This window comes from Snuella lapsa, from assembly GCF_039539345.1.
Classification (GTDB): domain Bacteria; phylum Bacteroidota; class Bacteroidia; order Flavobacteriales; family Flavobacteriaceae; genus Snuella; species Snuella lapsa.
In genome coordinates, this window is the sequence record NZ_BAABCY010000076.1 from 65,104 (window position 1) to 79,848 (window position 14,745).

Annotated in this window: 11 protein-coding genes; 9 read left to right on the plus strand and 2 right to left on the minus strand. The window is 37.0% G+C overall.

The annotated features are described in order from the left end of the window. The first annotated feature begins 74 nt into the window (after window positions 1-74). The 4 genes from ABD792_RS13885 to ABD792_RS13900 all read left to right on the plus strand — a co-directional run bounded on the left by ABD792_RS13885 (window position 75) and on the right by ABD792_RS13900 (window position 3,856). Window positions 75-1,937, plus strand: coding sequence for an ABC transporter ATP-binding protein (locus ABD792_RS13885; protein WP_345006855.1), 1,863 nt, complete (start codon window positions 75-77; stop codon window positions 1,935-1,937). A 379-nt stretch (window positions 1,938-2,316) separates the two neighbouring features. Further along, window positions 2,317-2,859, plus strand: coding sequence for an RNA polymerase sigma factor (locus tag ABD792_RS13890; protein WP_345006856.1), 543 nt, complete (start codon window positions 2,317-2,319; stop codon window positions 2,857-2,859). Window positions 2,860-2,893: 34 nt separating this feature from the next. Beyond that, window positions 2,894-3,394 (plus strand): hypothetical protein, encoded by a 501-nt coding sequence (locus ABD792_RS13895; RefSeq protein ID WP_345006857.1) that lies wholly within the window; start codon window positions 2,894-2,896, stop codon window positions 3,392-3,394. A 15-nt stretch (window positions 3,395-3,409) separates the two neighbouring features. After that, window positions 3,410-3,856 carry a hypothetical protein gene (locus ABD792_RS13900; RefSeq protein ID WP_345006858.1) on the plus strand — a complete coding sequence of 149 codons (447 nt, stop codon included), beginning with the start codon at window positions 3,410-3,412 and terminating at the stop codon, window positions 3,854-3,856. Between the two features lie 10 nt (window positions 3,857-3,866). Here ABD792_RS13900 and ABD792_RS13905 read toward each other — a convergent pair whose 3' ends face one another. Continuing rightward, complete coding sequence (locus tag ABD792_RS13905) at window positions 3,867-4,907, minus strand: oxidoreductase (protein WP_345006859.1); 1,041 nt, start codon at window positions 4,905-4,907, stop codon at window positions 3,867-3,869. Window positions 4,908-5,026: 119 nt separating this feature from the next. Between ABD792_RS13905 and ABD792_RS13910 the strand changes: the two genes are divergently transcribed. From ABD792_RS13910 to ABD792_RS13930, 5 genes are all read left to right on the plus strand, one after another. Beyond that, window positions 5,027-6,244, plus strand: coding sequence for an RsmB/NOP family class I SAM-dependent RNA methyltransferase (locus ABD792_RS13910; RefSeq protein ID WP_345006861.1), 1,218 nt, complete (start codon window positions 5,027-5,029; stop codon window positions 6,242-6,244). 40 nt (window positions 6,245-6,284) lie between these two features. Further along, window positions 6,285-6,776, plus strand: coding sequence for a flavodoxin family protein (locus tag ABD792_RS13915; RefSeq protein ID WP_345006862.1), 492 nt, complete (start codon window positions 6,285-6,287; stop codon window positions 6,774-6,776). Window positions 6,777-6,794: 18 nt separating this feature from the next. Continuing rightward, window positions 6,795-7,655, plus strand: a complete 861-nt coding sequence (locus tag ABD792_RS13920; protein WP_345006863.1) for a fructosamine kinase family protein — start codon at window positions 6,795-6,797, stop codon at window positions 7,653-7,655. Window positions 7,656-7,770: 115 nt separating this feature from the next. Further along, complete coding sequence (gene purL / locus ABD792_RS13925) at window positions 7,771-11,436, plus strand: phosphoribosylformylglycinamidine synthase (RefSeq protein ID WP_345006864.1); 3,666 nt, start codon at window positions 7,771-7,773, stop codon at window positions 11,434-11,436. Between the two features lie 2 nt (window positions 11,437-11,438). After that, entirely contained in the window at window positions 11,439-12,245 is an 807-nt protein-coding gene (locus ABD792_RS13930) for a helix-turn-helix domain-containing protein (RefSeq protein ID WP_345006866.1), read from the plus strand. Between the two features lie 207 nt (window positions 12,246-12,452). Here the strand turns inward: ABD792_RS13930 and ABD792_RS13935 are convergent, their stop codons facing one another. Next, a complete protein-coding gene (locus ABD792_RS13935) occupies window positions 12,453-14,738 on the minus strand; it encodes a glycoside hydrolase family 20 protein (RefSeq protein ID WP_345006867.1) in 2,286 nt (761 codons plus the stop codon). Between the last annotated feature and the right edge of the window lie 7 nt (window positions 14,739-14,745).

A 14,745-nucleotide genomic window follows, 5' to 3' on the forward strand; every position in this document is an offset into this window, starting at 1 on the left:
AAAAAAGAAGAGGCGCTAAATTTAGCGCCTCTAAAGCTTTATAAAACCCTTAAACCAATTACCGATATCCCTAAATGAATCACTTTTTAAATATTTTACGGTACGCTAAGCCATACAAGCGCTTTGCCTTTGGTCATATTATTTCCAATGTGTTTTTCGCTTTATTTGGCACCCTCTCGTTCGTTGCATTAAAGCCCATGCTTGATGTGATCTTTGAAAAGAGCGTCGATCCTTGTACAAAGGAAGTTATTGTAGACGCGGTGCCAGTAAAACCTTTATATGAAGGGTTGACTGAAATTGGACATTATACCGAAAACCTACTAGCTTATTACATGTATGAGTTTACAGGAGGCGACAAATCTAAAGCATTGATGTTTGTTATCGGACTAATTATCATTATGTTTTTGCTTAAAAACATCTCGGGGTATTTAGCAAACTATTTTCTGGTATTTCTGCGTAATGGTGTTATAAGGGATATAAGAAATAAGGTTTACAAAAAAACCGTAGAGTTACCTCTATCCTATTTATCCGAGCAAAGAAAAGGCGATATTTTATCTCGGGTAACCAGTGATGTTTTAGATCTACAGTATTCCTTTTTATCTGTACTCGAACTTATTATAAGAGAGCCACTAACTATTATCTTCACCATCACAGCTATGCTTATAATAAGTCCGCAACTCACACTGTTTGTGTTTGTTTTCATACCTGTTATGGGGGCCATCATCTCGCGAATAGGGAAAAGTTTAAAGCGAAAATCGGACCGTGTACAGAGAGAACAAGGAATTTTCTTATCGACTTTAGAAGAGACCTTATCTGGTTTACGTATCATAAAAGGATTTAGCGCCGAGGAAAAATTCAATGCTAATTTTCAGGAATCCACCTCGAGGTTTTACCGGTTTTCAAATAAGTTAATGAACCGGCAAAATTTAGCTTCTCCTACCAGTGAATTCTTGGGTATATGTATGATCTCGGTTATTTTATGGTATGGAGGCAATTTAGTACTTCAAGGAGACGCTAATTCCATGTTAGATGGTAGTACGTTTTTAGTCTATATGGGATTATCGTATAACATCCTAACACCTGCCAAAGCCATTTCCAGAGGCTTATATAACATTAAAAAAGGCGGTGCAGCAGCCGAGCGTATTCAGGAGATTATCGATACACCAAATCCGTTGAAAGACAAAGCAAATGCCATTGTTAAAACTGGTTTCGATACTAACATTGTCTTTGACAATATTTCCTTTAAATACGAAGACAAATATGTGCTAAAAGACTTCTCGCTAACCATTCCCAAAGGAAAGACTGTAGCGTTGGTAGGTCAATCCGGTAGCGGCAAATCTACCATTGCTAATCTGGTAACACGGTTTTACGACGTAAACAAAGGAGCTATTTTAATTGACAATATCGATATTCGGGATTTAACAACCAAATCCCTTCGTCAACAATTGGGTATTGTTACCCAAGATGCCATTTTGTTTAACGACAGTATTAAAAACAATTTAAAATTAGGTAATGACAAGGCTACCGATGCACAAATCATTGAAGCCTTAAAAGTAGCCAATGCATGGGAATTTGTTAAAGAACTTCCCAACACCATTAATAGCAATGTTGGTGATGCGGGTACTAAATTGTCTGGAGGACAAAAACAACGTTTAAGTATTGCGCGTGCCGTTCTTAAAAGCCCCCCTATTATGATCTTAGACGAGGCAACTTCGGCACTTGATACCGAAAGTGAGCGTTTGGTTCAGGTGGCATTGGAAAATATGATGAAAAACAGAACGTCTATTGTCATTGCACATAGATTATCGACCATTCAAAACGCCGACGAAATTATCGTACTAAACAAAGGAGAGATCGTTGAACGAGGTAAACACGACGAGCTTATGGCTCTAAAAGGCGTCTACCAAAAACTGGTAGACATGCAAAGTTTTTCATAAGTGCTTACTACTTGAAAAGGTATAAAATAAAAAAGGATAGAGATTTGGGGTTTCTATCCTTTTTTTATTCACTGTTAGACTTGGGGACGACTAACATCATAAGTAGGTTTCTGAAGCAAACATACTACAAAAAAGCACAGTAAACAAGAAAAATATGTTTTTTATCGTGTTTAAATGCATTTCATCGATGTTTTAAAAATTTTAATTCCCTTGAACACTCAACTTAAATTCTTAAAATTCTATTAATTAGCAATTAACGACTTCTACAATTCTACTTCTTAAAAGCATCATAACAATATATTGCTGTTCATATTTAAAAAAAAGCATCTAACACTTAAACTTTTAATATATTTAATAGTCTAAATATTAAACTACTTTTGTGATAGAAGAAGTACAGTTAGTAGAAAGCCTAAAATCGGAAAGTAATAAAGAGGAAGCTTTTAAAGCTTTAGTTTCACTTTATAAGGAACGTTTGTATTGGCATATACGTAACATTGTAAAGTTACATGACGATGCCGATGATGTTCTTCAAAACACATTTATTAAGGTTTATAAAAATATCCATAGCTTTAAAGGTGACAGCAAGTTGTTTTCATGGATGTACCGTATAGCAACCAACGAAGCCATAACATTCATCAATAACAACGCTAAACGATTGCAAATAACAAATAACGAAGTTCAGCAATTGGCCATAACCAATTTAACTTCTGATGTTTATTTTGAGGGCAATGACATTCAAATGAAACTGCAAGAAGCTATTGCCTCCTTGCCACAAAAGCAACAATTGGTCTTTAACATGAAATATTTTGAAGATTTAAAATACAAAGACATGGCTGAAATCCTAGAGAAAAGCGAAGGTGCCCTAAAGGCTTCTTACCATATTGCCGTAAAAAAAATAGAAACCTATTTAACTAAAGATTAAACCTTTACACAATTGAACAGTCTTAATAAATAGTATGAAAAAACATGAACTACATAATATAAAATCTCCTGGTTTTAATCTTCCCGAAGGTTACTTTGATGCTTTTGAAGAACATCTTTTAAACGAAATAAAACTCAAGCAAACCGTAAAAAGACATGGATTTAAAGTACCCGAAGGCTATCTGGATGCTATAGAGGATCATATCATGGATAAGATTTCCTCAACTAACAATAATCCAAAAATCATTCAACTTTTCAATAGAAAAAGCCTTCTTTATGCTGCTAGTGCAGCAGCTTGTTTGGCACTATTACTTAATTCCCCTCTTTTAAATACAAAAATAACATGGGATTCATTGGACATCGAAACCGTTGAGAACTACATTGTTAATGAAAATTTAGAAACCTATGAAATAGCCTCCCTATTTAGTGAAGAAGATTTAGAATCAGTAGATATTGTAAACTATACTTTTAACGAGGAAACATTAGAAACCTATTTATTGAATCATTTAAATATTGAAAACCTTATTATTGAATAATAAAATACCTTGATCATGAGACTACTTATAATACTAACATTAACACTACTATTTACAGTAGGTAGCCATGCACAATCCAAAAGAGATCGTATTAAAGCACTTAAAGTTTCCTTTTTAACCGAAAGGCTAAACCTAACAGAAGGTGAAGCCCAAAAGTTTTGGCCCGTATACAATGCGTACGACGAAAATACCGTAAAATTAAAATACCATACGCTACGTAAAATACGCCATGAAATAAAGGATAGCCTTGAAACGCTTACAGATGCTAAAGCACAAGAGTTATTGGACAGACTTGATGATGCAGAAAACAAATTACATCGTGAGCAAATTCAGCTAAACAATAAGTTGAAAAACATTATTTCTCCCAAAAAAATACTTTTGCTTAAAGTGGCCGAAGAAGATTTTACACGAAAACTCTTTGAAGAGTTTAAAAATAGACGGCACAATCCTTCCAAAAAATGATTAACCTAAATCACTTAAATAACAACTTTGCAATGCGCCCTTTACCTGCAGCATAGGCCGTACTGTCGTTTAAAAAACGGATTGTATAAAACCCTTCATCACTTAAGTGTTTCCATGTATTCCCTGAATCGTTAGAAAAATCGATTCCCTTGAATCCAGTTGCTACTAATTCTTTGCCTTTACTATTAGGTATGTACTGAACACAACTGCGATAACCTGGTTCCTGAGCTTGTGCAACCAATTGCCAAGTTATACCACCATCTTGCGTTCGTATTTTGTTGGATGTATTACCATCTGGTTTAGTATAATCCCCGCCAATTCCAAAACCATTTAGCTCGTCGTAAAAATCAATTGAATAAATACCTTCTGTTTTTTGGGTCTGTACTATCGGTGTTTTTATACTTTGCCATGAACGTCCTTTGTCGTTGGAATAATAAATATTACCACTAGAGGTTCCAATCCAAGCCTTATTGCCTAATACTTTTATATTAGTGTTACTGGCTGCAAAAGCAGCTTCTCCTTCTTCTGCTTCGGGTAAAACATCACAAGCTAACTTTGTCCAGGTTCGTCCGCTATCTTTGGTCACGATTATAGACAAACACCCATCAAAACTATCACCTATGGCAATACCTTCAGTGTCGTTCCAAAAAGCCATGGCATCGTAAAAAACAAACTCCCCTTCTTCTTTATACACCAATTCCATATTACCTCTTGCTCCCGTTTTATATAACAATGCCGGCGACTCAATACTAAGCATAAAAAAATCGGTAGTAGTATGCGCAATGGCTCTAAAATGCAATCTTAAACTGTCGTGCTCCTGAATGGAAGTACGCCACACTTCCTTGGACGGATTATACAGACCAAAAGTACCGTTGTTAGCTGCAAATGCCAAACTACCATCATCCAAGATGTCAATGGCCCGAATGCTAATTAAAGAATCTGTATAGATAGGTTCGATTGTAATAGATGAAAAGTCTCTGGGCACAAATTTGTCTGTCTTTTTACAAGAAAAAAACAACATGCCAATACAAAGGAATATTAAATGTCTCACGTTAAAATTTTTCATAAAAATAGAAAAGCCTAATTAATAAACCGTCCTTATTTAAACTTTTTCAAATAAGCTAACAAATCGACATTTTAAATGTAACTTTGCATGCTTAATTTTATACCATGCGATTACACAGAAATTTATGCTTTGCTGTTATTGACGGACTTACCCTTATTTTTAATGAGGGCAATTATGCCGACAAGGTTATTCAACAACTATTGAAACGCGATAAACGCTGGGGCAGCCGAGACCGAGCTTTTGTTGCCGAAACCACATACGACATCGTAAGATGGAAACGCTTGTATGCAGAAATAGCCGAAGTAAAAGCACCTTACAATCGCGATAACCTATGGCGTATGTTTGCTGTATGGGCTATACTAAAAGGCATAAAATTACCCGATTGGAAATATTTTGAAAACACACCAGCAAGAAAAATAAAAGGTAGGTTTGATGAGCTTTCTAAAATCAGAAAATTCAAGGAATCCATTCCCGATTGGATGGATGCATTGGGAGAAGAAGAATTGGGTAAGGACACTTGGACCAAAGAAATTGCTGCATTAAACGAACAAGCCGATGTTATTTTAAGAGTAAATACATTAAAAACATCCAAACAAAAACTACAAGCTCAACTCAACGATTTAAACATCCAAACAGAAGTTTTACCAGACTATCCAGATGCACTTAAATTAAAGGAACGTTCCAATGTATTTACCACTGAACCTTTTAAAAATGGGCACTTCGAAGTACAAGATGCTTCATCTCAGTTGGTTGCCGAATTCTTAAATGTAAAACCGGGTATGCGTGTGGTCGATACCTGTGCCGGTGCTGGCGGCAAAACACTTCATATTGCTTCTCTTATGGAAAATAAGGGACAGATAATCGCCTTGGATATCTACGCAAACAAACTAAACGAATTGAAACGTCGTGCCAAGCGCAACGGCTCCCATAATATAGAACCCCGTCTTATAGAATCGACAAAAACTATTAAGAAATTATACAATAAAGCCGATCGTGTGCTAATTGACGCACCTTGTTCTGGTTTGGGTGTTTTACGTAGAAATCCCGATGCCAAATGGAAGTTGCAACCGGAGTTTATTGAACAAATAAAGCGCACGCAACAAGACATTCTACAACAATATTCAAGAATGCTCAAAGCTGGTGGCCAGTTGGTATATGCCACATGCTCTATTCTGCCATCAGAAAATCAAGAACAGGTAAAAACATTTTTAAGCTCTGAAGTCGGTAAGGACTTTATCCTAGTAAAAGATAAAAAAATATTGGCGCACCAATCGGGGTTTGATGGTTTCTATATGGCACTTTTGGAGAAGAATAAAGCGTAATATTGTAGAGAAACCTGCTATATTAGATGAAAACTGCCACATGAAAAAAGTTGTAATTGTAGGAAGCTCAAGAAATGATGGTGATACAGCAACGTTTACCAAAGAGTTGATTGCACAATCAAAATGGGATCTAATCAATTTGCAAGATTTTAATTTCAGCTATTACGACTATCATCATGAAAATAAAAACGATGATTACCTGTCCTTAATGAAAGAAGTTATCGAAAAATATGACACATTAATCTTTGCAACCCCTGTTTATTGGTATGCAATGAGTGGAATTATGAAAGTGTTCTTCGACCGCTTTACCGATTTATTAACTAGGGAAAAAGAGCTAGGAAGAAAATTACGAGGCAAGAAAATGGCTGTAATTAGTTGTTCAACAGGTGAAAATCTAGGATCTTATTTTTGGCTTCCTTTTTTAGAAACAGCAAAATATTTAGGCATGGAATACATTGGAAACATCCACACAATTACTGGGGAAAGCAGCAAACGAAAAATTGCCGATTTCATCAAACTTGTTGGTAAATAAATGCTTTATATTTAACCTATGGATTCAAAATTCAAGGAATGGTTAAGTCATATTATAAACCAACAGATACTAAGTATCAAACCTATTTCTGGAGGAGACATCTCACATACCTATAAAGTAGAGACATCTGCTAATGCCCATTTTCTAAAGGTCAATATGGCCACGAACGCAGCACATATGTTTCAATCCGAAGCATATGCTCTAAATTTAATAAGCAGTACCAATACTATTAAAACACCAAAAGTTTTGGCTTGCGATACATTTAATGGCACTTCATTTCTCCTTTTGGAGTATATTGAAAATAAATCTGCTTCTCCCAAAGACTTCGAAAATCTTGGCCTTCAACTTGCTGCCCTACACAAACATACCGCCGCTAACTTTGGTCTGGAACAGGACAATGCTATTGGGAGCCTTCATCAAAGCAACACCCGACATCAATCATGGATCCATTTTTATACCTGCGAAAGACTCCTGCCCCAATTGAAATTGGCTAAACAGCATCATTTACTTTCAGAGAGCGAATGTCCCTCACAAGAAACCATACAGGCATCACTACAGCTCTTGTTTTCTGAGATAAAACCCGTATTACTTCACGGCGACCTTTGGAGCGGTAATTACATCATTGCAACCGACGGCAGTCCTTACCTTATCGATCCAGCAGCTTATTACGGCCATAACGAAGTGGATATCGCCATGTCCAAACTTTTTGGCGGCTTTGCCCCTACTTTTTATGACACCTATTTTCAAGTCCATAAACTAGATGCCAACACCCAATCCCGCATAGATATTTACCAACTGTATTACCTGTTGGTACACCTTAACCTATTCGGTACATCCTATTATCATTCTGTTATAAAGATTCTTAAAAAATATTTTTAAAACACTTGTTAAAAATACTGTTAATAAGAGCCTATCCTTTCATAAAAAAAGCAAGCTTAAATGCATAAAAAAGTGTATTTTTGCACTTTGTTAAACACAACACAAATCGTACATAATGATTCATTTCTTTGGAAACGTAACCGGCAAGGTATTTGCCGTTCAAACAACAAAAGAATTATCAACTGAGAGTATTTCCAAACTTAACTGGTTATTCGGAAATCAACCCAAAATAGAGCAAGCATCCCTAGATGCTTTTTTTGTTGGTCCCAGAGCAGCCATGATTACGCCTTGGAGTACCAATGCTGTTGAAATTACCCAAAATATGGGGATTTCAGATATCATAAGAATAGAAGAGTTCCAAGCTGTTGCTGAAGATTTTAAAGCGTATGATCCCATGATCTCCCAAAAATTCAAGGGACTGGATCAGGATACCTTTACCATCGACATACAACCAGAAGCCATCCTTAACATAGAAGATATTGCGGCTTATAACCAAAAGGAAGGTTTAGCACTTAACGACGAGGAAATAGCTTATCTGGAAGACGTTTCTAAAAAGATTGGAAGGCCTTTAACCGACTCAGAAGTTTTTGGTTTTTCACAGGTAAACTCCGAACATTGCCGCCATAAAATATTCAACGGGACCTTTATTATTGATGGCGAAGAGAAACCATCGTCTTTATTTAAACTTATTAAGGAAACATCAAAGCAACACCCAAACGATATTGTGTCTGCCTATAAAGACAATGTAGCCTTTATAAAAGGACCTAAAGTAGAACAATTTGCACCAAAACGTGCCGATGTTCCCGACTATTATACTACACAGGGTTTTGAATCGGTTATCTCGTTAAAAGCAGAAACTCATAACTTCCCAACAACAGTAGAACCCTTTAACGGTGCCGCTACTGGTTCTGGTGGTGAGATACGTGACCGCTTGGCAGGAGGAAAAGGAGCCATCCCGTTAGCGGGTACAGCGGTTTATATGACCTCATATTCCCGACTGGAGGAAACCAGACCATGGGAAAAGGCCTTTGCCGAACGCGATTGGCTATACCAAACTCCAATGGACATTTTAATTAAAGCCTCTAATGGTGCCTCCGATTTTGGTAATAAATTTGGTCAACCACTTATTTGTGGGTCGGTATTAACCTTTGAACACGAAGAAGAGGCGCGTAAACTTGGTTTTGACAAAGTTATCATGCTAGCCGGAGGTATAGGCTACGGCAAAAAAGAGCAAGCCTTAAAAGACACGCCAAAACAAGGCGATAAAATTGTTATCCTTGGTGGTGAGAATTACCGTATTGGTATGGGAGGCGCTGCAGTTTCGTCGGCCGACACAGGAGAATTTGCCTCAGGAATCGAATTAAATGCCGTTCAGCGTTCCAATCCCGAAATGCAAAAGCGTGCTGCTAATGCCATTCGGGGCATGGTGGAAAGCGATGAGAACTTTATCGTTTCCATCCATGATCATGGCGCTGGTGGACATCTAAACTGTTTATCAGAACTAGTAGAAGAAACAGGAGGCAATATCGATCTGGATAAACTCCCTGTTGGTGACCCCACACTTTCCGACAAAGAAATTATAGGCAATGAATCGCAAGAACGTATGGGATTGGTAATTGCCGACACGCATATAGATACTCTGGAGCGCATTGCAGAACGTGAACGCTCTCCTATCTATACTGTAGGAGATGTAACTGGCGACAACCGCTTTACTTTTCAGTCTAAAACCAAAGGCAACACGCCTATGGACTTAGCATTGGAAGATATGTTTGGTAGTTCTCCCAAAACAATTATGAACGATAAAACAGTTAGTGTAAACTATAAAGACCTTAACTATACATCAGATAAGTTTAACAGCTATTTGGAACAGGTACTACAGTTAGAAGCCGTAGCCTGTAAAGATTGGTTAACCAACAAAGTAGATCGTTGCGTTGGTGGTAAAGTCGCCAAGCAACAGTGTGCAGGACCTTTGCAATTGCCTTTAAACAATGTTGGTGTTATGGCTTTGGATTATAAAGGCAAGGAAGGTATTGCCACCTCTATTGGCCACTCACCTATTTCGGGATTAATCGATCCGGTAGCCGGAAGTAGAAATAGTATTACCGAAGCGTTGACTAACATCATTTGGGCTCCTCTAAAAGAAGGTTTAAAAAATGTGTCCCTATCGGCCAACTGGATGTGGCCTTGCAAAAATGAAGGTGAAGATGCACGTCTATATGAAGCTGTAGAAGCAGTATCTGAATTTGCTATCGATTTGGGCATTAACGTACCAACTGGGAAAGATTCTCTTTCTATGAAGCAAAAATACCCTAACGAAGAGGTTATTGCTCCTGGAACCGTTATCATTTCTGCAGCCGCTAATTGTACTGATATTTCAAAAGTTGTTGAGCCTGTATTTAAGAGAAATAAAGGCGCTATATATTATATCAACATTTCCCAAGACAACTTTAAGTTAGGAGGTAGTTCGTTTGCTCAAATCCTTAACAAAATAGGAAATGAAGCCCCTACGGTTAAAGATGCCGTTTATGTGAAAACTGTATTTAATACCATTCAAACTTTAATTCAAAATGATAAAATTGTTGCAGGTCACGATGTAGCTTCAGGTGGTTTGATTACCACTTTGTTGGAAATGTGCTTTGCTGACAATGAGCTTGGAGCAGAACTCGACCTTTCTGGCATAAATGAGCCAGATACTCTAAAACTACTATTTGCTGAAAACACTGGTATTGTTATTCAGGCAGCAGATAACTCTATAGAAGATGTCCTTTCTGCATCAAATATAGCATTCCATAAAATTGGTAAAGTTACTGAAAGCACGTCTTTAAACATTACGAATGATACTGATGTGTTTACCCTAAATGTTTCCGAACTAAGAGATGTCTGGTATAAAACTTCGTTCTTACTAGATCAAAAGCAAACAGCCAATGACCTGGCCAAAACGCGCTATGAAAACTATAAAGTTCAGCCTTTAAATTACAGTTTTCCTAAACATTTTTCAGGTAAGCTTCCCGTAATAGACGATAGCAAACCACGCCCTAGAGCTGCCATCCTTAGAGAGAAAGGAAGCAATAGTGAGCGCGAAATGGCAAATGCCATGTATCTAGCTGGTTTTGATGTGAAAGATGTACATATGACGGATTTAATTTCTGGTCGTGAAACACTTGAAGATATTCAGTTTTTAGGTGCAGTTGGAGGATTTAGCAACTCAGATGTACTCGGATCTGCTAAGGGTTGGGCAGGAGCCATAAAATATAATGAAAAGGCAAACAAGGCTATTCAAGATTTCTTCAATAGAGAAGACACCTTATCTGTTGGTATATGCAACGGCTGTCAGTTATTTATGGAATTGGAAGAAATCACCCCAGATCATGAAGTTCACGGAAAGATGCTCCATAACGATTCCCACAAACACGAAAGCAACTTTACCTCTGTAAAGATTCAAGAGAATAATTCGGTAATGCTTTCATCACTTTCTGGTAGCACACTAGGGGTTTGGATTAGTCATGGCGAAGGTAAATTTAACCTACCACATGCCGAAGACCAATATAAGATTGTTGCTAAATATGGTTATGAAGGATACCCACATAACCCCAATGGTTCCGACTATAATACAGCCATGCTATGTGATAAAACAGGCAGACATTTAGTAACTATGCCCCACATTGAACGCTCTACTTTTCAGTGGAACTGGGCTTATTATCCCGATGACAGAAATGATGAAGCATCACCTTGGCTTGAAGCTTTTGTAAATGCAAGGAAGTGGATTGAAAAACACCAATAGTTTTGCCAAAGTTAGTTGTCTCCAATTTAATAAAAAACCACCCTTTATTTTTAAATATTGTAAAGGTTAACTATCGACTGGATGACGCTTCCATAGTTGCTTCTACAGGCTATAATTATTTGGTCTTTATTTTATCTGGTGATTTTAAAATTAAAGACGAGAAAGGAGAACGCTATTTATCTAAATACTTTTTAAATTCTTCTTCAAGCTATTACGAACTATCAGCCAGAAAAGGAGATACTTTTCTGGCTATTCGTCTTGCCCCCGATAAGTTCCATAAAATTACAGGAAGTGACCTATCCAAATCCGATACCCGTATCAATCTGGAGCAAGTTATTCCTAAAGAAATATGCCATAAGCTTTTATTGGAACTACAAGATTGTACTAATGTCAATGATCATATTAAGGTATTGGATAAGCATCTAAGTACTTATTACTCCAAATGGTCGAAACCAACTGCCATTTCAACAATCCTTGAGTATATCTTAAAAAACAACGGCATGTTGAATGTTACCGATTTAATAGAGCATTTCCATGTTTCGCATTCTACGCTTAACAGGCATTTCAAAAAGATTACTGGTATGACCGCCAATAAATTCTTAAGACTCATTAGGGTCAATTATATTATTAGGCATATCGAACAAAACGCAACAACCAACATTCTACCTCTAATAGAAAATTACAAGTATTACGACTACTCTCATTTTTCTAAAAATATTAAAGAATTTACAGGTCAAACCCCCAAACAATTCTTTCGAGATAAGCATTCAAACATGAGAGAAATTCTGTATAAAAAAATCGATTTTTAATATCAATTTTACATTTTGACGATTTTTTACATGAAAACTCATCAAAAGAGCATTAAATTTGAATAGAGATAATTTTAATGGGAGAAACATTAGAATGCTATTAATCAATTTAGAAAAAGAGGCGTTGCTATCGCCTCTTTTTTTACCCAAATTATCCCCAGAGTTTTAGACTCTTTTTATCTCAAAAACATAAAACTTTCTGGGCTTTTATTTTATGGATACTTCGTCTAAAAACAACCAAGCATCTCCCTTTCTTATATGCCAATCAGGCAGCTCTCCCCTATTCTTAGCTACGATCTTTATAAAGGCTACTGGTTGCTTTTTGAATTCGGTTTCTATACGCTTTATAATTGGATCTCTACTCTTATCGGTGCTTATCGATTCATCTAACACAGTAGTATAGTTCTTTCCGTCGCTCGAAACAGACACCAGCACTTGTGTTGGCAGCATTACAGATGTAGCTCCTATATGCTGAAAAAAGTTCATGCTTATGTACGACATGTAGGTCAAATTCCCTAATTCAATAATAATATCGAAATCTTTTCCAGAAATTCCCTGCCAACTAGGGTCATCACCACGAGCAATAGCAAATTTATTATCAAATAAGGCCTTGTCCCCTCCACCACTGTAAGTTTCATTATATGGGTTTAAGTATTTAATCTGGCATTTATCACCAAAGCCCGTAGAAAACATACGCTTTAATGGGTAACCGACTGGTTTGCCTTGTCTAAAACACAAGGCATATAAGTTAACAGGACTACGATATAGAATAGGGGCATCGTATAATTGTGAATCTGCATTAGGTTGTGATCCATCCAAGGTATATCGTATTTCATAAAGGTTTAATTCATTGGTTAAAGTAAGCCTAAAATCCCCTGTATCCTTATCAAAACCAACATTATAATCGGGGGTTAAAGCACTTTCAGCATAGTTATACCCTAATTCTTTCAATCGGTCAAAATGAATATCCATTTTCTTTATAAATTGTTCTTTATCCTTTTTGTCGGAAGAACACCAAAGGGCTTCAGAAAGTGCACAAACTCTTGGCAGCATCATATATTGAAGGTGTTTCATATCTTTAATTTGCTCAGTCCATAAGTTCGCTTGCCCTCCCAAAATATGATGCTTCTTATCTTTAGAAATAGCTTCAGGAACTGGATTGAAATCATACACTTTCAACAGGTTATTATAGCCTCCCCAAGACGGAGGTTCGAATTCACTTTTGCCCTGACTGTGGTCAAAATAACAGGGGGATCCCGGTGACATCACCACATCATGACCATCATTCGCTGCTTCAATTCCCCCAGTAACGCCTCGCCAAGACATAACGGTGGCCCTAGGCGGTAATCCTCCTTCAAGAATCTCATCCCAACCTATTAATTTTCTTTGTTTTGAATGAATATAGGCCTCCATTCTTTTTACAAAATAACTCTGTAATGCTTCACCATTACTCAAATTTTCCTCTTCCATTCTTTGTATGCATCGCGTGCACTGAAGCCAGGTTCCCTTTCCTACCTCGTCACCTCCAATATGGACATATTGGTATGGAAACAACTCTATAACCTCCGTTAAAATATTCTGCAAAAACGCAAAGGTCTTATCGTTTCCCGCACAGTAAACACCTGCTCCTTCTGCTCCAACACAGGTGAGTTCTGGATAACACTGTAAAGCCGCTTCAGAATGTCCGGGCATTTCTATTTCCGGAATTACATCAATGTACCTATCGGAAGCGTAAGCCACTATTTCCCTGATATCTTCTTTAGTATAATACCCTCCATATACTGATGCTTCATCATCCCTATAACAAGATTCAAAATCCTCCCATGGTTTCTTATTGGGTTTTACTTTTCGCCATGCTCCCTTGTTTGTTAATTCCGGATAGGCATCTATCTGAATTCTCCAACCAATACCATCTACCAAATGCCAATGAAACTTATTCATTTTATGCATGGCCATTATATCTATTACCTTTTTCACGGAATCCTTTGGAAAAAAGTGCCGGGATACATCCAGCATCATACCTCGCCAAGAAAACTCCGGACTATCATTGATCTTTACCAATTGAAGTATAGGCTCCTTTAAAACTATTTTGGGAGACAATAACTGTTTTAAGGTTTGAATGCCATAAAACAAACCCCGATATGCTCCACTTGAAATTACTATACCTCTGCTAGATACCTCAAGCTGATACCCCCCGTTGGTGTTTCCTGATTCCTGTAAAATGAGCTGGATCGTATTAACATTGGCTTCAGATCCAACACTTAACCTTAAATTAAAGTTTGATTGTAAAAACGCGGTTAGTTCTTCTACTATTTTTTTTCCTTTAACGGTATCGTCAACGACGATAACGGTTTCTTCATTTATATGAAAGTACCCCTTCTCATATTGAACAGAATAAGGCTGTGGTATAACACCACTTTGTAACTGAACATTATTTTTACAGGATATTATTAGAAATAAAACACCTGCAAAACATATTTTAATACAATTCATCTTAAAA